The sequence below is a fragment of the Neorhizobium galegae genome (assembly GCF_017877055.1).
In the GTDB taxonomy this organism is placed as follows: Bacteria; Pseudomonadota; Alphaproteobacteria; order Rhizobiales; family Rhizobiaceae; genus Neorhizobium; species Neorhizobium galegae_D.
This window is the reverse complement of sequence record NZ_JAGIPG010000001.1, coordinates 1,316,122-1,334,441: the sequence shown is the minus strand read 5'-3', so window position 1 is coordinate 1,334,441 and position 18,320 is coordinate 1,316,122. Positions and strand designations below refer to the sequence as shown.

At 62.1% G+C, this 18,320-nt stretch carries 18 protein-coding genes; 8 read left to right on the top strand and 10 right to left on the bottom strand.

The features are described from left to right. Window positions 1–305 precede the first annotated feature (305 nt). The 5 genes from ytfQ to J2857_RS06235 all read left to right on the top strand — a co-directional run bounded on the left by ytfQ (window position 306) and on the right by J2857_RS06235 (window position 5,675). Window positions 306–1,265 carry a galactofuranose ABC transporter, galactofuranose-binding protein YtfQ gene (ytfQ, locus tag J2857_RS06255; protein ID WP_210009119.1) on the top strand — a complete coding sequence of 320 codons (960 nt, stop codon included), beginning with the start codon at window positions 306–308 and terminating at the stop codon, window positions 1,263–1,265. Between the two features lie 110 nt (window positions 1,266–1,375). Beyond that, complete coding sequence (locus J2857_RS06250) at window positions 1,376–2,902, top strand: sugar ABC transporter ATP-binding protein (protein ID WP_210009118.1); 1,527 nt, start codon at window positions 1,376–1,378, stop codon at window positions 2,900–2,902. Then, window positions 2,899–3,948 carry an ABC transporter permease gene (locus J2857_RS06245; RefSeq protein ID WP_210009117.1) on the top strand — a complete coding sequence of 350 codons (1,050 nt, stop codon included), beginning with the start codon at window positions 2,899–2,901 and terminating at the stop codon, window positions 3,946–3,948. Before J2857_RS06250 ends, J2857_RS06245 begins: the two co-directional genes overlap by 4 nt. After that, window positions 3,945–4,931: a galactofuranose ABC transporter, permease protein YjfF gene (yjfF, locus tag J2857_RS06240; RefSeq protein ID WP_210009116.1), complete on the top strand. Its 987-nt coding sequence runs from the start codon at window positions 3,945–3,947 to the stop codon at window positions 4,929–4,931. Before J2857_RS06245 ends, yjfF begins: the two co-directional genes overlap by 4 nt. Beyond that, on the top strand, window positions 4,932–5,675 hold the full coding sequence (locus J2857_RS06235) for a FadR/GntR family transcriptional regulator (RefSeq protein WP_210009115.1): 744 nt from the start codon (window positions 4,932–4,934) through the stop codon (window positions 5,673–5,675). A gap of 6 nt (window positions 5,676–5,681) precedes the next feature. Here the strand turns inward: J2857_RS06235 and J2857_RS06230 are convergent, their stop codons facing one another. From J2857_RS06230 to J2857_RS06210, 5 genes are all read right to left on the bottom strand, one after another. Continuing rightward, entirely contained in the window at window positions 5,682–6,830 is a 1,149-nt protein-coding gene (locus J2857_RS06230) for a M20 family metallopeptidase (protein ID WP_210009113.1), read from the bottom strand. Between the two features lie 212 nt (window positions 6,831–7,042). Beyond that, entirely contained in the window at window positions 7,043–7,903 is an 861-nt protein-coding gene (locus J2857_RS06225; RefSeq protein ID WP_210009112.1) for a shikimate dehydrogenase, read from the bottom strand. 64 nt (window positions 7,904–7,967) lie between these two features. Next, window positions 7,968–8,981 (bottom strand): TRAP transporter substrate-binding protein, encoded by a 1,014-nt coding sequence (locus J2857_RS06220; RefSeq protein ID WP_210009110.1) that lies wholly within the window; start codon window positions 8,979–8,981, stop codon window positions 7,968–7,970. A gap of 70 nt (window positions 8,982–9,051) precedes the next feature. Further along, window positions 9,052–10,332, bottom strand: coding sequence for a TRAP transporter large permease (locus J2857_RS06215; RefSeq protein WP_210009108.1), 1,281 nt, complete (start codon window positions 10,330–10,332; stop codon window positions 9,052–9,054). A 10-nt stretch (window positions 10,333–10,342) separates the two neighbouring features. Further along, window positions 10,343–10,906, bottom strand: coding sequence for a TRAP transporter small permease (locus tag J2857_RS06210; protein ID WP_210009106.1), 564 nt, complete (start codon window positions 10,904–10,906; stop codon window positions 10,343–10,345). A gap of 296 nt (window positions 10,907–11,202) precedes the next feature. On the opposite strand from J2857_RS06210, the gene J2857_RS06205 reads away from it, so the two are divergent. Beyond that, window positions 11,203–11,841 carry a TetR family transcriptional regulator gene (locus tag J2857_RS06205; protein WP_210009105.1) on the top strand — a complete coding sequence of 213 codons (639 nt, stop codon included), beginning with the start codon at window positions 11,203–11,205 and terminating at the stop codon, window positions 11,839–11,841. Here J2857_RS06205 and maiA read toward each other — a convergent pair. The 3 genes from maiA to hmgA form a co-directional block, all read right to left on the bottom strand. Beyond that, complete coding sequence (gene maiA / locus J2857_RS06200) at window positions 11,838–12,488, bottom strand: maleylacetoacetate isomerase (protein ID WP_245363031.1); 651 nt, start codon at window positions 12,486–12,488, stop codon at window positions 11,838–11,840. The two genes, J2857_RS06205 and maiA, sit on opposite strands and share 4 nt — an antisense overlap. After that, window positions 12,488–13,504 carry a fumarylacetoacetate hydrolase family protein gene (locus tag J2857_RS06195; protein WP_210009104.1) on the bottom strand — a complete coding sequence of 339 codons (1,017 nt, stop codon included), beginning with the start codon at window positions 13,502–13,504 and terminating at the stop codon, window positions 12,488–12,490. Before J2857_RS06195 ends, maiA begins: the two co-directional genes overlap by 1 nt. A gap of 86 nt (window positions 13,505–13,590) precedes the next feature. Next, window positions 13,591–14,955 (bottom strand): homogentisate 1,2-dioxygenase, encoded by a 1,365-nt coding sequence (gene hmgA / locus J2857_RS06190; protein WP_210009103.1) that lies wholly within the window; start codon window positions 14,953–14,955, stop codon window positions 13,591–13,593. A 79-nt stretch (window positions 14,956–15,034) separates the two neighbouring features. Between hmgA and J2857_RS06185 the strand changes: the two genes are divergently transcribed. Then, window positions 15,035–15,511: a MarR family winged helix-turn-helix transcriptional regulator gene (locus J2857_RS06185; RefSeq protein WP_210009102.1), complete on the top strand. Its 477-nt coding sequence runs from the start codon at window positions 15,035–15,037 to the stop codon at window positions 15,509–15,511. On the opposite strand, the gene J2857_RS06180 is transcribed toward J2857_RS06185, so the two are convergent. After that, window positions 15,508–15,987, bottom strand: coding sequence for an Lrp/AsnC family transcriptional regulator (locus J2857_RS06180; RefSeq protein ID WP_046625897.1), 480 nt, complete (start codon window positions 15,985–15,987; stop codon window positions 15,508–15,510). The genes J2857_RS06185 and J2857_RS06180 overlap by 4 nt on opposite strands. A gap of 124 nt (window positions 15,988–16,111) precedes the next feature. Here J2857_RS06180 and hppD point away from each other — a divergent pair, with 124 nt between their 5' ends. Next, on the top strand, window positions 16,112–17,227 hold the full coding sequence (gene hppD, locus J2857_RS06175) for a 4-hydroxyphenylpyruvate dioxygenase (RefSeq protein WP_210009101.1): 1,116 nt from the start codon (window positions 16,112–16,114) through the stop codon (window positions 17,225–17,227). 73 nt (window positions 17,228–17,300) lie between these two features. Here hppD and J2857_RS06170 read toward each other — a convergent pair whose 3' ends face one another. After that, on the bottom strand, window positions 17,301–18,251 hold the full coding sequence (locus J2857_RS06170; protein WP_210009100.1) for an isoaspartyl peptidase/L-asparaginase family protein: 951 nt from the start codon (window positions 18,249–18,251) through the stop codon (window positions 17,301–17,303). Window positions 18,252–18,320: the final 69 nt, after the last annotated feature.

Sequence of the window (18,320 nt, the reverse complement as noted above, 5' to 3'; positions counted from 1 at the left end):
CAATACCAACATGACGTCTCCTGCCGCCATGCCACTCCTCCCATCAGAACCATCTGGCCCGATGTAGTCATTAATACGACTATTGGATCGGCATCGGGCTTGTCAAGGAGAAGAAAACCCGCTTCCGGTAATCCTGATCTTTTTAAGAATGCCATTTATCCCGAGGATTCAATCGATTGTTCCCATCAAAAGCGGCGGTATATCGCCCTTCTCACAATTTGTTCGAAATTAGCGCTTGAAAAAGTAATATTATATGCCATTCCTTGACCCGTCAGTTCGCTTTCTCATCTCTGGGAGGATTTAAGATGAAAAGAGCTCTCGCGGCAGCTGTAGCCGCTCTTACCCTATCGTTGGCATCCGGCGTTTCCGCCGCGTCCCTGACAGTCGGTTTCTCGCAAATCGGATCCGAATCCGGCTGGCGTGCCGCTGAAACCACGGTCACCAAGCAGGAAGCCGAAAAACGCGGCGTTACCCTGAAATTTGCCGATGCACAGCAGAAGCAGGAAAACCAGATCAAGGCGATCCGCGGCTTCATCGCTCAGGGCGTCGATGCGATCTTCATCGCCCCGGTCGTCGCTACCGGCTGGGACGCAGTTCTGAAGGAAGCCAAGGAAGAAAAGATCCCGGTCATCCTGCTCGACCGCGAAATCGAATCGCCTAAGGACCTCTACCTGACCGCTGTCACCTCCGACCAGGTGTTCGAAGGCAAGGTCGCCGGCGACTGGCTGGTCAAGGAAATCGGTTCCAAGAACTGCAAGGTCGTGGAACTTCAGGGCACCACCGGTTCTTCGCCCGCCATCAACCGCAAGAAGGGTTTCGAACAGGCGATCGCCGGCCATTCCAACATCAAGATCGCCCGCTCGCAGACCGGTGACTTCACCCGCACCAAGGGCAAGGAAGTCATGGAAAGCTTCATCAAGGCGGAAGGCGGCGGCAAGGACATCTGCGCAGTCTATGCCCATAACGACGACATGGCGGTTGGCGCCATCCAGGCGATCAAGGAAGCCGGCCTGAAGCCCGGCACCGACATCAAGATCGTCTCGATCGACGCCGTACCGGACATCTTCCAGGCGATGGCCAAGGGCGAAGCCAATGCGACAGTGGAGCTGACACCGAACATGGCAGGCCCCGCCTTCGAAGCCCTCAATGCCTATCTCAAGGACAAGAAGGCTCCGCCGAAGTGGATCCAGACCGAATCGAAGCTCTATACCGCCAAGGATGACCCGATGAAGGTCTACGAAGCCAAGAAGGGCCTGGGTTACTGACCTCCCGCCGCCCGGCTCCACCTCCTACCCCCTTCGAGCCGGGCGACTCCAGCAACCGGAGCGGTGCACCCTCGCCGCTCCGGTTCTTCGATAGACGCGGGACTTTAGGCATGTCGGATACGAATTCACTTCTGGAAGCCCGGGGCATCGGCAAGGCCTTCCTCGGCATCACTGCGCTCGACAGCGTGGATTTCACGCTCGAACGCGGCGAGATTCATGCGTTGCTCGGCGAAAACGGCGCCGGCAAATCGACGCTGATCAAGATCCTCACCGGCGTTTACAGCCGCGACCACGGCACCATGCACCTCGACGGCGCAGAGGTGACACCATCCAGCGTCGCGGAAGCGCAGGACCTCGGCATCGGCACCGTCTACCAGGAGGTCAATCTCCTCGAAAACCTGACGGTCGCGGAGAACCTTTTCCTAGGCCGCCAGCCGCGCCGTTTCGGCCTGATCGACCGTCGCGAAATGCGCCGTCGCTCGAAGGCGCTTCTCGAACGCTACGGCCTCGACATCGACGTCGACGCCCTGCTCTCGTCCTATTCCGTTGCCGTCCGCCAGCTTGTCGCCATCGCCCGCGCCGTCGATCTGTCCGGCAAGGTCCTGGTGCTCGACGAGCCGACTGCCAGCCTCGACGCCCACGAGGTGGAGATGCTGTTTGCCGTCCTGCGTCGGCTGCGCCAGGAAGGCCTCGGCATCATCATCATCACCCATTTCCTCAACCAGGTTTATGCAGTCGCCGACCGCGTCACGGTCCTGCGCAACGGCCGGCTCGTCGGCACTCGCAAGCTCGCCGAACTGCCACGGCTGGAGCTGATCTCGATGATGCTCGGCCGCGAGCTGCAGCACATCACCCGCGAGCATCAGGCGCAGGAAGAAACCATCGCCTCGACCGCCGAAGCGCCTATCCGCTTTTCAGGCTACGGCAAGCGCGGCAGCGTCGCACCTTTCGATCTGGATATCCGCCCCGGCGAAGTGGTCGGCGTCGCGGGCCTGCTCGGCTCCGGCCGCACCGAGACCGCCTTCCTGCTCTTCGGCATCGACCGTGCCGACAGCGGCACCGCGACCGTCGACAACCAGCAAATCACCCTTTCATCCCCGGAAGCGGCGATTGCCAGCGGCTTCGGTTTCTGTCCCGAAGAACGTAAGACCGACGGCATTATCGGCGATTTTTCGGTCGCCGATAACATCGCTCTCGCCGTCCAGGCCCGTCAGGGCTGGGCAAAACCGATCTCCTCGCGGGAAAAGGCATCCCTTGCCGAAAGCTTCATCAAGTCGCTGGATATCCGGCCGGCCGATGCCAACAGGCAGATGAAATTCCTCTCCGGCGGCAACCAGCAGAAGGCGATCCTCGCCCGCTGGCTGGCGACCGGTCCTCGTCTGCTGATCCTCGACGAGCCTACCCGCGGCATCGATATCGGAGCGCATGCGGAAATTCTGAAAATGATCGAAAAACTCTGCGCCGACGGCATGTCGCTGGTCGTTATTTCCTCGGAACTGGAGGAACTGACCGCCATCGCCCACCGCGTCATCGTGCTGTCCGACCGCAAGCATATCGCCCAGCTCAAGGGCGACCAGGTAACGGCCGACAACATCATGCAGGCGATCGCGGCTCCTGCCCGCACGGAGGCCGCATGACGAACCGCCTCACCCGCCGGCTGAAACGACTGGCACCTCAGATCATCGCGCTCGCGGTCATCCTCGCTCTGATCACAGCGGTTGCGCCAGGCTTCCTCAACGTCTCGTTCCAGAACGGCCGCCTTTATGGCAGCCTGATCGACATCCTGGTGCGCGCCGCTCCCGTCGCGCTGCTGACGATCGGCATGACGCTGGTCATCGCCACCCGCGGCATCGACCTGTCGATCGGCGCGGTGATCGCCATCTGCGGTGCGGTTGCCGCAACGCTGATCAGCAAGGATTATCCGCTTCCTGCGGTCATTCTCATCTCGCTCGGCGTCGGCCTCGTCTGCGGCCTTTGGAATGGTGTCCTGGTCGCCCTCCTCGACATCCAGCCGATCATCGCCACGCTGATCCTGATGGTGGCAGGCCGTGGCATCGCCCAGCTTATCACCGAGGGCGTCATCCTCACCTTCAACAACGACAGCTTCGCGGCGCTCGGTTCCGGGTCCCTCGCCGGCATCCCGATCCCGATCCTCATCTGGGTCTGCGCCGCCCTGATCATCGGCCTGCTGGTGCGCCGTTCGGCACTCGGTTTCCTGATCGAAGCGACCGGCATCAACCGCCGCGCAGCGACGCTTGCCGGCGTGCGGGCCCGCTTCCTGCTGTTCTTCGTCTACGCGATCTCCGGCCTCTGCGCCGCCATCGCCGGCCTGATCGTCACCGCCGATATCCGCGGCGCCGATGCCAACAATGCCGGCCTCTGGCTGGAGCTCGATGCCATCCTCGCCGTCGTCATCGGCGGCACCTCGCTGAACGGCGGGCGTTTCTCGATCACCGCATCGCTGATCGGCGCGCTGATCATCCAGTCGATCAATACCGGCATCCTGGTGTCCGGCTTCCCGCCGGAATTCAACCTGATCATCAAGGCCGGCATCATCATCGTCGTCCTGACCCTGCAATCGCCGGCGATCATGGCGCTGTTCGGCTTCCTCAAGACCCCGCGGCGCAAGGCCGAGACGGTATCCCGCGACCCGTCCCATAAGGCGGAAGGAACGGTTCGATGATCCACACCCGCAACCTGCCCTTCGTCACCACGCTCGGCATCTTCGTCATCGCCTATGCGCTGTGCGTGCTGCAGTTTCCGAACATGATGTCGACGCGCGTCATCGGCAATCTTCTGACCGACAACGCCTTCCTCGGCATTGCCGCGGTCGGCATGACCTTCGTCATCCTCTCGGGCGGCATCGATCTGTCGATCGGTTCGGTGATTGCGTTCACCAGCGTTTTCGTGGCCGTCATGGTCGGCTCCCTCGGCGTCCATCCGCTGGTCGCCTTTGCCGCCGTCCTGGTCATCTCGACCCTTTTCGGCAGCCTGATGGGCGCGATGATCCGCTATCTCGGCATACCGCCCTTTGTCGTCACCCTGGCGGGCATGTTCCTGGCCCGCGGTGCCGCCTATCTGATCTCGACCGAATCGGTACCGATCTCGCACGAGATGATCGACGCGATCCAGGGTTTCTACTTCCGCGTCCCGGGCGGCGGCCGGCTGACGGCACTCGCCATACTGATGCTGCTGGTGTTCATCGTCGGCGCCTTCGTCGCGGCGCGAACCCGCTTCGGCGCCAATGTCTATGCGATCGGCGGCAGCCAGCAATCGGCCGAGCTGATGGGGGTCCCCGTCGGCTCCACGACGGTCGGCATCTATGCGCTGTCCGGCTTTCTCTCCGGCCTCGCCGGCATCGCCTACACGCTCTACACCTCTTCCGGTTATTCGCTGGCGACGGTCGGCGTCGAACTCGATGCGATCGCGGCGGTCGTGATCGGCGGCACGCTGCTCACCGGCGGCGTCGGCCTGGTCGCGGGAACGTTCATCGGGATTTTGATCCAGGGCTTGATTCAGACCTACATCGTCTTCGACGGCACGCTGTCGTCCTGGTGGACGAAAATCGTCATCGGCATCCTGCTCTTCGTCTTCATTGTATTGCAGCGCGGAATCATCTGGTATTCAAACCGACGACTGGCCGAAGGACGGCTGAAGGAGATCTGAGTGGGACTTCTGGAAACGACGATCAGTGGGCGAAAGCGCCGCAGCAACCACGCGCATGTGGTGGCGGAGCTCGGCCGGGGGATCGTTTCCGGCAAGATCCCGGAAGGCTCCCTGCTGCCCGGCGACACCGAGCTTTCCGCCCGTTTCGGCGTGTCCCGCACGGTGTTGCGCGAATCCATGAAGACGCTCGCCGCCAAGAGGCTGGTCGAAGCCAAGGCCAAGGTCGGCACCCGCGTGCTCGACAAGGCCAGCTGGAATTTCTTCGATTCGGACGTGCTCGGCTGGCGCTTCGAATCCGGACTGGATTTCGAATTCATCGAGCACCTCGCGGAGATGCGCATGGCGCTGGAACCGGCGGCCGCTGCCGCTGCAGCGCTGCGCGCCTCCAGCGACGACATCGTCGCACTCTACGCGATTGCCGCGAAATTCGACGACCTCTCCCATACGCCGGAAACCATCGCCAAGGTGGACCTCGAATTCCACCTTGCCATCGCTCGCATGTCGGGCAATCCGTTCATGCGCTCGGCGAGCGCGCTGATCGAGGCGGCTCTCGCCATCTCCTTCCAGCTCTCCTCTCCGGCTGCCTCGCCGGAAAAGATCGACGAGGTCGCCACCAACCACCTGAGGATCGCCCACGCGGTCGCCTCGCGCGACCCCGACAGGGCAATCGCCGCCATGCGGCACGTCATCGAGGTCGGCAAGAGCCGCATCGCCAACTCTTTCGAAGTGACCCTGCCGGCCTGAGACGGGTTATCTCGCTTTGAGCGAGATCATCAGGTTGGCGAGCAGGGCGGTACGCGGCGCAACGCTGCTGACGAAGATATGCTCGTTGAACGTATGCGCGCCGGCACCGTCTGCACCGAGCCCATCGAGTGTCGGTACGCCGAGCGCTGCCGTGAAATTGCCGTCAGAGCCGCCGCCCGTCGTCATTCCGTCCAGCGCGATGCCGAGACCGTCGGCGATCTCTGCCGCCACGTCGAAAAGGCGCCTGCCTTCATCCGACTGAGCGAAGGGCGGACGGTTCATCCGACCGTCGATTTCGAAGGTGATATCCGGATCGGCCGGCTTCATCGCCTCGATCTTGCCGGTGATCTCCTTGGCGATCACATCGTCGGGGACACGCACGTCCACCTGCAGACGGCATTCCGCCGGCACGGTGTTGCGGCCCGTGCCGCCCGCGATCGTCCCGACCGTAACGGTAACGCCGCGTTCGGTATCGTTGAGCGCTTCGAGTTCCAGAACCAGCCGGGCAGCCGCGCGAATGGCACTACGGCCATCCTGCGGCCTTGTACCGGCGTGCGCGGCACGCCCCCGCACCGCGACATCGTACATGGCGACCCCCTTGCGGGCGACGACGATCTTGCCACCCTCGCGGGCGGGTTCCACCACCAGTGCATAACCCGCATTCTTCGCCGCCTCTTCCATGAAGGCGCGAGACGACAGGCTTCCCATCTCCTCGTCGGGCACGAAAATCAGGTCGATCGGCATCCTGCTGCCGTGCCTGACTGCGAGCTTCATCGCCTCGAGCGCCATCAGCGCGCCGGACTTCATGTCGTAGATGCCGGGGCCATAGAGTTTGTCCCCCTCCTGCCGCAGCGGCAGCTGGTTGTCGATCACGCCGACCGCATGCACGGTGTCGAGATGCGCCAGGATCAAGACGGTCTTCTCGTTGCTGCCGGCCGGGCGCGGCGAACGGATCGCCAGGATATCGCCGAAACCGAGCGTGCCCGTGAGCCGCTCCGTCTCCAGACCAGCCGCCTTGCCGATCGCCTCGACCCGATCCGCCAATATATTGACGGCAGCGGCATCAAGCGTCGGCGTCTCGATCTCGACCCAGCGTTTCAGCTCGTCGATGAGCGCGTTGTCGTCAACATCTTTGGCGGAAATGGCAAGTGTCATGGGAATACCTTGGGCGTTATTCGGCGAGCAGAGGATGATGCCGCAGAAGGCGCGGCCCGGCCACTATAGTAGGCCGAGCCAGGATCGCCAGACCCGTTGCCCAGATAACCGCCGCGTCCTGAACCGGGTTTGCAGGACCGGCCTGACTTTCGCCATGTCGGCCGTTTCGCCGAGGCGCCGCCATGTGGCGCGCAAGGCGTAAAAATCTTCCTTCAGACTGTCAGTGCCGCGAAATGCCGGAGCATGCGAGCGGCATCCGGCTCCCGGCCGGTGAACAGCTGAAATGCGCCGACTGCCTGGAAGACGGCCATGCCGCCGCCGTTCAGCACCTGGCAGCCGCGCTTTCTGGCAACGCTTAGCAGCTCGGTTTCAAGCGGGAAATAGACGATCTCCGCCACCCAGTGATGCGGCTGGAGAAGTTCGGGCCGCAACGGCAGGCCCGGATACTTTGCCATGCCGGTCGGCGTTGCATGGATGATGCCCGCGACGTCCTGCATTGCCGAAACGATATCCGATGACGCTTGTATCGAGGCGTCCGGAAAGAGCGCCGACATCGCTTGGGCAAGCTGCTCGGCCCGATCAGGCTCGCGATCGAACACCGTGAGTGCCTTGAGACCGAGGGACAGGATCGCGTAGGCCGTCGCAACGCCTGCGCCACCGGCGCCGATCTGGACCGCCGCGCTCAGATCGGCGCCCGGCAGACCGCGGCGGAAACTTTCGGCAAAACCCCACCAGTCGGTATTGTGGCCAAAACGCTTGCCGTCCTTCAACACCACCGTGTTGACGGCGCCGAGCGCCCTCGCCTCGTCGGAGAGTTCGTCGAGATAGGGAATGACCAGCTGCTTGCAGGGGTGTGTGATGTTGAGGCCGATCAGCCCGCGTGCTTCCGCATCGCTCAGGAGTTCGGGCAGGCTGCCGGGCGTCAGGCCGAGCAGATTGAGATCGATCAGCTCGTATTCGTAGCGAAAGCCTTGAGCTGCGCCTTCCTTCATATGCATGGCCGGCGTCAGCGAGGCCTGGATGCCGGCGCCGATCAGCCCGGCCTTCAAGGGTTTCAGCAATGTCTCGGCCATGGGTATCGCGCCTCGTTTCAGTGGAAGAGCCGGCCCGCCTGGAAGACGGACCGGCGCGGGGATGTTACTTCTTGCGGACGGCGTCCAGTTCCTTGAAGAGCAGCGAAACGGTATCGGCACCCACATCGGCGCTGAACTTGTCGATCAGCGGCTTCACGGCATCGCGGATCTTCTGGGTCTCCGCCGGGCTGAGTTCGGTGACCTGCATGCCGGTCTTCTTGATCTCGTCGAGCGCCTTGGCGTCCGCTTCTCGGGAAACCTTGCGCTGGAAGTCGCGGGCTTCGGTCGCAGCCGACTGGAGAATGCCCTTTTCCTCGTCGTTGAGGCCGTCCCAGAACTTCTTGCTGATCAGCACGATCTGCGGATTGTACTGGTGACGGGTGACCGTCAGGTACTTCTGCACTTCGTAGAACTTGGCGTTGATGATGTTGGCGAACGGATTTTCCTGGCCGTCGACCGTACCGGTTTCAAGCGCGGTGTAGAGTTCTGTATAGGGGAGCGGCACGGCATTGGCGCCGAGGCTGTTGAACAGCTCGATCGGGATCGGCGACTGCAGCGTGCGGATCTTCAGGCCCTTGATGTCTTCGAGCTTGGTGACCGCGCGGCGATTATTGGTGAGGTTGCGGAAGCCGAGCTCCCAATAGGCGAGACCGACGAGGCCGGTTGTGGGCAGCTTGTCGGCAAGGCTCTTGCCGAACGGGCCGTCCATGACCTTGTCGGCTTCCTCGCCGCTGTTGAACAGGAACGGCAGGTCGACCGCGCCGAAAGCCTTGACGTTACTGGAGAGGATGCCGGCATTCAGCACCAGCATCTCGACCACGCCGCCCTGAAGAGCGGACACGGTCTGCACGTCGCCGCCGAGCACGCCGCCTGGAAACAGCTTGATCTCGATCTTGCCGCCGCTCTTTGCCTTGACGATCTCGGCGAATTTTTCCATGCCGGTGACCTGCGGATGGCCCTTGTTGTTGGCGGCCGCGAATTTCAGCGTATGCGCGCGGACTTCGGCGGATGCCGTGCCGGCAAACAGCATCACCGGCAGGGCGATCCCGAGCGCCAGTTTCATCATCTTATTGAACATGCTTTCCTCCCACAGAATGGCCGGGCTCCCCACGGCCGGTTGATATGCGTTTGGCAGAAGCTCCCCGGCCTCAGCGCCCGAACCAGGCGACCGGCACGGTCACCAGTTGCGGGAAGAGGACGAGAAGGAAGAGAACGATCAGTTCGGCGATCATGAAAGGCATGACGCCCTTCATCAGGTCTTCCATCGACAGCTTGGAAACGCCGCAGATGACGTTGAGAACCGTGCCGACCGGCGGCGTGATCAGGCCGATCGAGTTGTTGATGATAAAAAGCACACCGAAATAGACCGGATCGATGCCCGCCTGCTTGATGATCGGCATCAGCACCGGCGTCATCACCAGGATGGTGGGCGTCATGTCCATCGCCGTGCCGACCACGACGATCAGCGCCATGATCGCGAGCAGCAGCAGCGTCTGGTTGTCCATCAGCGGCTCGATCAGCTTGACGAGATCGCCGGGAACGTCGGCAACCGTGATCAGCCAGGCGGAGACGGCAGCGCAGGCGACCAGGAACATCACCACCGCCGTGATCTTCGCCGCCGCGACGAAAACATTGAAGAGTTCGGACGGAGCCAGTTCGCGGTAAACGACCATCGAGACAAAAAGCGAATAGACGGCGGCCACGACGCCCGCTTCGGTCGGCGTGAACACGCCGAACTTGAGGCCGACGATGATGATGACAGGCAGCATCAGCGCCCAGATGCTGTCGACGAAGGCCTTGATGCGAACCTCGCGGCTCTGGCGCTTCGGCAGTTCGAACTGCTCCTTGCGGGCGACGATCAGCCAGGTGATGCAGAGTGCCAGCGCGATCAGCAGGCCCGGAACGATGCCGGCAAGGAAGAGCTTGGTGATCGAGACGCCGCCGATGACGCCATAGAGGATGAAGCCGATCGACGGAGGGATGATCGGTCCGATGACCGAGGCAGATGCCAGCAGGCCGCCGGTGCGCGCCGGGTCATGACCGGACTTGATCATCATCGGATAAAGAAGCGCGCCGAGCGCCGCCGCATCCGCCACCGCCGAACCGGAGAGGCTCGATAGCACGCAGGCGGCGAAGATCGCGACGAAACCAAGGCCGCCGCGCACGTGGCCGACCAGGGCCATGGCGAGATTGACGATGCGCTTAGACAGGCCGCCGGTATTCATCACCTCGCCGGCCAGCAGGAAAAAGGGCACGGCCATCAGCGGAAAGCTGTCGGCGCCGTTCAGCACGTTCTGCGCGACGATCTGGGCGTCGAAGATGTCCATGTACATCATCAGCGCTACGCCGCTGAGGATCAGCGCAAACGCGATCGGCACGCCGAGCGCCATGGGACCGAGAAGGGCGCCGAGGAAAATGGTGAGCGTCATCGGTCTCTCCTCAGGCCTTGGTGACGCCGGCGGCGACCGCGGCGTCCGGATGGTTGTCGAGAGCCACTTCCTCCTCGCTGTCGCGCACCAGTTGGGCAGTCGCGATATCGATGCGGCCGGTTGCCACCTGGAAAGCGTCCCAGAGGATGATGAGGAAAGTCGGGACTCCGAAGGCGAGGCCGGCGCCATAGAACCAGCCCATCGAGATACCCGTGGCAGGCATGGTGGCGGGCAGGTTGATCAGGGTCTGCGTCCAGCTTCCGCTGATCATCAGCCAGGTGGCGACGAGCATCAGCCCCTGCCCCATCAGCACTGCAATCCTGGCGGCGGTCGGTGGCAGCCGCTTCAGAAGCGAATCGACGCCTAGGTGCCCATGTTCGCGCATCGCGACGACGCCGCCCAGAAAAGTCAGCCAGATGAAGAAGACGCGCGACAGCTCTTCAGAAACGGTGATCCCCTGGTTGAAGGCATAACGCAGCACGACATTGCCGAAGACCAGCACCACCATGCCTGCCAGAAGCAGGGCGATGACGACCTTTAGCGCCAAGAAATAGAAATCGATGATTCGTGTCACTTCCAGTCCTCCCAAGGCGCCCGTCATCGGATGTCGTCAACGGCAACCGATGAGACGGCTACCCACTCGATCCTTTGACAAGATAACCTCCGCCGGGACCGCCTCCTCAGGGATCGACCGGCAATTCGGATAAAATGTACGAACTAGTGCGTATGTCAAGCGCCATCTATTGAAAGGGCAACACACGCCGATTATGACTTTGGAACAAATGCGAAAATTCGATGTGGACAATCGGTTGTCCACAAGGCGTGTTTCTGTGAGCATGACGGGATGAAACGGTGAAGGCGGATTCGAGGATGGCGGCGAAACGCGAAAACGGCAGGAAAAACGATCCGCAACGCACCCAGGAAGACATCCTGGATGTGGCGACGGAGGAGTTCACGACCCATGGCCTCGCCGGTGGCCGTGTCGACGCGATCGCGGAGAAGACCCGCACCTCAAAACGGATGATCTACTATTATTTCGGAAGCAAGGAAGGTCTCTATCTCGCCGTTCTCGAACGCGCCTACCGTAAGATCCGCACGTTGGAAGAGGACCTGCAGCTTTCCAATCTGCCCCCGGAACAGGCGCTGCGGGTGCTGATCTCGACGACATTCGAACATGACGAGGCCAATCCGGAATTCGTCCGGCTGGTCAGCATCGAGAACATCCACCACGCCGCCCATATGCTGCGCTCCGAGGCGATCCGCGACCTGAACGTCTCGGTCATCGAAACCATTGCTGCGATCCTGGCACGCGGCGTCGCGGCGGGCGTATTTGCCCGGAAAGCCGACCCGATCGATATTCACATGCTGATCAGCGCCTTCTGTTTCTTCCGTGTCTCCAACCGCTATACATTCGGCACGATCTTCCGCCGTGACCTTTCGGAACCGGCGACCATGGAGCGCCACAAGGGCATGATCGCCGACGCGGTGATCAGCTACCTGAAGACTTAGCGAACCGCCTTGTCGGGATGGGCGTTGTCGGGATGGGCGTTGGCAAACGGTTTCAATTCGGCGCAGCGGTCGGCGATCCCGACAAGTTTCGGGCAGGCCGAGAGATCGACGCTCCATCGCCTCGCATTGTAGACCTGCGGTACGAGGCAGATATCCGCCATGCTCGGGCGGTCGCCATGGCAGAAACTGCCGGTCGAAGGTGAATCCAGGAGCGTCTCGAAGGCAGCAAGCCCTTCCCCGATGAACTTCTGCATCCAAGCCAGCCGGGCAGCGTCGCCGCCGCCGGTCAGCGATACGACATGGCCGGCAACGTGCGTATTGCAGACCGGATGGATTTCCATGGCGATGACATAGGAGAGCGCCCTCACCCGCTGCCGGCCGACGGAATCGCCCGGCAGGAAGGCGCCCCCGCGCGTCTCGTCGAGATATTCGATCACTGCGAGCGACTGGGTGAAGCTATGCCCATCGATCTCCAGAACCGGTACCAGCCCTTGCGGATTGCGGGCCAGATGTTCCTTGGATCGATGCTCTTTGGCAAGAATGTCGACCGGAACCGTGCGGAACGTTTCGGCGACCATGTTGAGGGCAATCCTCACACGAAAGCTCGCCGAGGACCGCCAGTAGTCGTAGAGCACCGTGTCGCTCATCACGCCTTCTCGTATTTCGTCACGGTCTGCTCGATCGCGCCGAAGATGGAATGACCCTTGTCGTCCTTCATCTCGATCCGCACGACATCCCCGAAATGCAGGAAGGGCGTTTTCGGCACGCCGAGATTGATCGTCTCGATGGTGCGGATCTCGGCGATGCAGGAATAACCGGCTCCGCCATCGGCGACCGGCTTGCCGGGACCACCGTCGAGCTTGTTGGAGACCGTACCCGAACCGATGATCGTGCCGGCGACCAGCGGCCGCGTCTTCGCCGCATGGGCGATCAGTTGCGGGAAATCGAAGGTCATGTCGACGCCGGCATTGGCCCGGCCGAAAGGCTTGCCGTTCAGATCGACCTTGAGCGGAAGGGAAAGCTTGCCGCCGTCCCAGGCCGAACCCAATTCATCGGGCGTGACCGCCACCGGAGAAAAAGCGGAGGACGGTTTCGACTGGAAGAAGCCGAAACCCTTGGCGAGTTCGGATGGGATCAGCCCACGCAAGGACACGTCGTTGACGAGAAGCACGAGCCGGATCGCCTCGCGTGCCTCATCCACCGAGGCTCCCATCGGCACGTCGCCGAGGATCACTGCCACCTCTCCCTCCATGTCGGCGCCCCAGGCTTCGTCGCCAAGCAGGATCGGATCGCGCGGCCCGAGGAAACTGTCGGAACCACCCTGATAGATGAGCGGATCGGTCCAGAAGCTTTCCGGCATCTCCGCATTGCGCGCCCGGCGCACCAGCTCGACGTGATTGACGTAAGCCGACCCATCCGCCCACTGGTAGGCGCGCGGCAGCGGCGATGCGGCATCATGTTCGTGGAAACGGATGGTCGGCTGCGAACCGGTCTCGATACCCTCCGCGACCCGTTCGAGCCGCGGACCGACATAGGCCCAGTCATCGAGCGCGGCCTGGAGCGTGCGGGCGATATGGCCGACCTCCGAGCATTCGGTCAGGTCCTTCGAGACGACGACCAGGCGGCCGTCGCGGGTGGAATCCTTCAGTGTCGCGAGCTTCATGAATGAGTGTTTCCCGTTTTATCGTTGGTATTGCCCCCAGAATGTGTGGAGATCGCGCAAGAAGGCAACCGGAATGTAGCGCGGCCTCACTTGATCCCCGGCGTACCGTCGAACTTTCGCTCCAGCCCGGACCAGCAATCCACGTAATCGTCCTGCAGGGTCTCCAGTTCGGCCGCGAATTTGGTGAGCTGCTGGGGGAAACGCGTCTCGAACATGAAGGCCATGGTGTTGTCGAACTTGACGGGTTTAAGCTCGCCGTTCGAGGCTTTTTCGAAGCCGGTGAAATCCGGCCCGTGAGGCAGCATCATGTTATGCAGGCTCATGCCGCCCGGCACGAAGCCCTCCTCCTTGGCGTCGTAGCGGCCGCAGATCAGGCCCATGAATTCGCTCATGATGTTGCGATGGTACCAGGGCGGTCGGAACGTGTGCTCGGCCACCAGCCAGCGCGGCGGGAAGATCACGAAATCGACGTTGGCGGTCCCCTCCTCTCCGGAGGGCGCGGTGAGAACCGTGAAGATAGACGGATCTGGGTGGTCGAAGAGAATGGCGCCGACCGGGGAGAAGGTGCGCAGGTCGTATTTGTAGGGCGCGTAATTGCCGTGCCAGGCGACCACGTCGAGCGGCGAATGGCCGATCTCGGTCACATGGAAGGAGCCGCACCATTTTACATGCACCCGGCAGGGTGTCTCCTTGTCCTCGTAGGCCGCCACCGGCGTCTTGAAATCGCGTGGATTGGCAAGGCAGTTGGCGCCGATCGGCCCGCGATCCGGCAGCGTGAACTTGGCGCCATAATTCTCGCAGATATACCCGCGCCAGACCTTTTCCTCGCCGAGCCGGGTCACCTTGAACATGGTCCCGCGCGGGATGACGCAGATTTCCGAGGGCTCCAGATCCATCTTGCCGAGCTCGGTGAAGACGCGGATCGAACCGGTCTCCGGCACGATCATCATCTCGCCGTCGGCATTGAAGAAATAGTCGTCCACCATGTCGGTGTTGAAGACATAGACATGCGCCGCCATGCCCGACTGGGAGAGCGCATCGCCCGCCGTCGTCATCGTGCGGATGCCTTCGAGGAAGTTCAGCTGCTCGTCAGGTGACGGCAGCGGGCTCCAGCGGAGCTGGCCGAGCGCCAGTGAATGTTCGGCGACATGCGGTGCCGTCTTCCACAAAGGATAATCGATCTTCTTGAACCGGCCCGTGTGCCGCACGCTCGGACGGATTCTGTAGAGCCAGGAACGCTCGTTGGTGCCGCGCGGGGCGGTGAACGGCGAACCGGAAAGCTGCTCGGCATAAAGTCCGTAATTGCATTTTTGCGGGCTGTTCTGGCCCTGCGGCAGGGCGCCGGGCAGGCTCTCGGTTTCGAAATCATTGCCGAAGCCCGGCATATAGGCGAGCGTCTCGGCATTCGCCCCGGTAAACTGCGCGGCGTTCGGATCGACCTTGTCCAGCATGGCTTGTTTCCTCCCATGGCGACGATATGGTTGCAAATGTAACCATCAATTTTGTAACCATCAACGCACCATCAATGATATGACGACCGATAGTTTCGAACTCGAACAGTTCCTCCCCTACAGGCTCAACCGCGCCGCCGAATTCGTCGGTCTGCGCTTTGCCGCGCATTACAAGGCGAAATACGGTCTGACTCGGCCGGAATGGCGCACGCTTGCCGCGCTCGGCAGTTCGGGCCGCATGACCTCGAAGGCGGTCGGCATTCATTCCAGCATGCACAAGACCAAGGTCAGCCGTGCCGTCTTCGCGCTCGAACAGCGCCGCTGGCTGAAGCGCAGCCAGGACGAGGCGGACCGGCGTCTCGAACACCTGGAACTCACCGCTGCCGGGCAGCAAGCCTACCGGGAACTGATCGAACTCGCCCGCCGCTACCAGACCGAACTGGAGCTGGAAATCGGCGAAAGCGGCATCGAGGCGTTGTCGACCGGTCTGACGGCAATCGAGCAGGTCATCCGCCGCTCAGGCAAGGGAAAGCGACCGGAGCCGGACGATCTCTAAGCCTTGGCAGGCTTTTGAATCGGAATCCCACCAAAATCCTTCAACACGCTGAGAACGATCGATGTTTTGACGTGCTGCACGCTCTCGTGCGGCAGCAGTATGTCATTGACGAAATGGGAGAGGCCCGCCAGATCCCGCGTCACCACTTTCAGGTGATAATCCATCTCGCCCGTCAGCGAGAAACATTCGAGCACTTCCGGAAGGTCCTCGACGAGGCGCGCGAACCGCTTGGCATTGTCGCGGTTATGCGTTGCGAGCGTCACGGCGATCACCACCAGCAAGTCGAGGCCGAGTTTCTGGCGGTTGAGATGCGCGCGGTAGGTCTGGATAAACCCCTCGCCTTCGAGCCGCGCCCGCCGGCGCGAACATTGCGATGGGGACAGCGCGATGAGCTCGGACAATTCGTTATTGGTCAGCCGCCCGTCGATCTGCAGGTGGCTCAAGATCTTCAGGTCATATCCGTCCAGCGCGTCCATCGTGCATACAGCTCCTGAAATTCGCACACTTCATGCACAAATCCAGCAGAACATGGCAAAGATTGCAAGCACAATGCGCCTCTCCTGCATCATCATGATCAGCGAATGACAGGAGGAATTTGCCATGGGTCCTTTCCCGCACGACGCACCGGTTTCGCAGATCACCGCCGACAACCCGGCCGGGACCGACGGTTTCGAATTCGTCGAATTCGCCCATCCGGAACCGCAGAAGCTGGAAGAGCTGTTCACCCGCATGGGCTACAAGCCGGTCGCGAAGCACAGGACGAAGAACATCACCGTCTGGCGCCAGGGCGACATCAACTATATCCTCAACGCCGAGCCGGGCAGCCATGCCATGCGCTTCGTCGATGAACACGGCCCCTGCGCGCCGGCCATGGCCTGGCGCGTCGTCGACGCCAAGCACGCTTTCGACCACGCGGTCGCCAAGGGCGCGACGCCCTATGAAGGCAAGGACAAGACGCTCGACGTGCCGGCCATCGTCGGCATAGGCGGTTCGCTCCTCTATTTCATCGAAACTTATGGCGAGAAAGGCTCAGCCTACGAGACTGAATTTGAATGGCTCGGTGAAAGGAACCCGAAGCCGGAAGGCGTCGGTTTCTATTATCTCGACCACCTGACCCACAACGTCTATCGCGGCAACATGGACAAGTGGTGGGATTTCTACCGCGAACTCTTCAACTTCAAGCAGATCCACTTCTTCAACATCGACGGCCGCATCACCGGTCTGGTGAGCAGGGCGATCACCTCGCCCTGCGGCAAGATCCGCATCCCGCTGAACGAGTCCAAGGACGAGACCAGCCAGATCGAGGAATTCCTGAAGAAGTACAAGGGCGAAGGCATCCAGCACATCGCGGTCGGCACAGACGGCATTTACGAAGCGACCGACAAGCTCGCCGACAATGGCCTGAAATTCATGCCCGGCCCCCCGGATACCTATTACGAAATGTCCGGCACCCGCGTGCACGACCACGACGAACCGATCGACCGCATGAAGAAACACGGCATCCTCATCGACGGCGAAGGCGTGGTCGATGGCGGCATGACCAAGATCCTGCTGCAGATCTTCTCGAAGACTGTGATCGGCCCGATCTTCTTCGAGTTCATCCAGCGCAAGGGCGACGAAGGATTTGGCGAGGGCAATTTCCGCGCCCTCTTCGAGTCCATCGAGGAAGACCAGATCCGCCGCGGCGTGCTGAAGCCGCAGCAAGCCGCCGAATAACAAGAGCAGCTCCGGAGGGGTGCAGGCCCGGCGGTCATTCCGCCGGGTTTTTCGCGTCGAAAGCTCTGCCGGTTCAGGGCTTGATCGGGAAAACCTCGCCATGAGTGGCCACGTAGAATTCGCCCTCCGGGGTCACCCAGCCACGGAACATGCCGTCGGTGTTATAAGGTGCCGTAATCGAACCGTCGGCGCCGACCGCCACGAGGCCAGCCCCGATATTGTGCTGCTTCAGATCCTCCTGGATGACTTTGGTGGCCGCCTTTTCAAGGCTCTCGCCGAGATAGGAGACACGGGCCGCCACTTCGTGGCCGACCGCATACCGCATGAAATATTCGCCCTTGCCGGTGCCCGAGACTGCGCAGGCGCCATCGCGCGCATAGGTGCCCGCGCCGATGATCGGCGTATCGCCGATACGGCCTTCCGGCTTGTTGTTATAGCCGCCCGTCGAGGTCGCGGCCGCCAGATGCCCGGCGCTGTCGAGCGCCACGGCGCCGACCGTGCCGTGTTTTTCCGCCTCGCTCGCCTTCGCCGCCGTGCCGGCTGCCGCATGGGCCTTCATCGCCGCCAGCGCCTTGATGCGGCGTTCGGTGGTGAAATAGTCCGGCTCGACCATATCGAGCCCGGCCTCGCGGGCGAAATCGTCGGCCGCGTCGCCGCCGAGCAGGATCGCATCGCCTTTTTCCATGATCTTGCGGGCCGCCTTGATCGGATTGCGGATGCGCCGAACCAGCGTCACCGCGCCCGCTTCAAGCGTGCGGCCATCCATGATCGACGCGTCGAGTTCATGCTTGCCGTTGGTATTGAGCGCCGCCCCGTGACCGGCGTTAAAATGCGGCGAATCCTCCATGACAACCACGGCCGCCTGCACCGCGTCGAGCGCCGCACCGCCTGTGGTCAGCACGTCCCAGCCGGCCTTCAGCGCCCGGCCGAGATCGACACGGGCGGCCGCCCATTCCTCGTCGCTCAGGTCGAGCTTTGCCATGACGCCGCAGCCGCCATGGATCGCCAGTGCAATCTTTCCCATCGATGGTTCTCCCGGTCTGAATTTGAGGTCTTTTCAGAAAAAAGGCCGGGCAAGGTGCCCGGCCGGTTG

Bases quoted from the DNA above. Each gene is read 5' to 3' on its own strand.
- J2857_RS06215 (WP_210009108.1), bottom strand. From the start codon at position 10,332: ATGACGCTCACCATTTTCCTCGGCGCCCTTCTCGGTCCCATGGCGCTC.
- J2857_RS06220 (WP_210009110.1), bottom strand. From the start codon at position 8,981: ATGTTCAATAAGATGATGAAACTGGCGCTCGGGATCGCCCTGCCGGTG.
- J2857_RS06170 (WP_210009100.1), bottom strand. From the start codon at position 18,251: ATGGGAAAGATTGCACTGGCGATCCATGGCGGCTGCGGCGTCATGGCA.
- J2857_RS06245 (WP_210009117.1), top strand. From the start codon at position 2,899: ATGACGAACCGCCTCACCCGCCGGCTGAAACGACTGGCACCTCAGATC.
- J2857_RS06250 (WP_210009118.1), top strand. From the start codon at position 1,376: ATGTCGGATACGAATTCACTTCTGGAAGCCCGGGGCATCGGCAAGGCC.
- J2857_RS06205 (WP_210009105.1), top strand. From the start codon at position 11,203: ATGGCGGCGAAACGCGAAAACGGCAGGAAAAACGATCCGCAACGCACC.
- hppD (WP_210009101.1), top strand. From the start codon at position 16,112: ATGGGTCCTTTCCCGCACGACGCACCGGTTTCGCAGATCACCGCCGAC.
- J2857_RS06195 (WP_210009104.1), bottom strand. From the start codon at position 13,504: ATGAAGCTCGCGACACTGAAGGATTCCACCCGCGACGGCCGCCTGGTC.
- maiA (WP_245363031.1), bottom strand. From the start codon at position 12,488: ATGAGCGACACGGTGCTCTACGACTACTGGCGGTCCTCGGCGAGCTTT.
- J2857_RS06180 (WP_046625897.1), bottom strand. From the start codon at position 15,987: ATGGACGCGCTGGACGGATATGACCTGAAGATCTTGAGCCACCTGCAG.
- J2857_RS06225 (WP_210009112.1), bottom strand. From the start codon at position 7,903: ATGGCCGAGACATTGCTGAAACCCTTGAAGGCCGGGCTGATCGGCGCC.
- J2857_RS06185 (WP_210009102.1), top strand. From the start codon at position 15,035: ATGACGACCGATAGTTTCGAACTCGAACAGTTCCTCCCCTACAGGCTC.
- yjfF (WP_210009116.1), top strand. From the start codon at position 3,945: ATGATCCACACCCGCAACCTGCCCTTCGTCACCACGCTCGGCATCTTC.
- hmgA (WP_210009103.1), bottom strand. From the start codon at position 14,955: ATGCTGGACAAGGTCGATCCGAACGCCGCGCAGTTTACCGGGGCGAAT.
- ytfQ (WP_210009119.1), top strand. From the start codon at position 306: ATGAAAAGAGCTCTCGCGGCAGCTGTAGCCGCTCTTACCCTATCGTTG.
- J2857_RS06230 (WP_210009113.1), bottom strand. From the start codon at position 6,830: ATGACACTTGCCATTTCCGCCAAAGATGTTGACGACAACGCGCTCATC.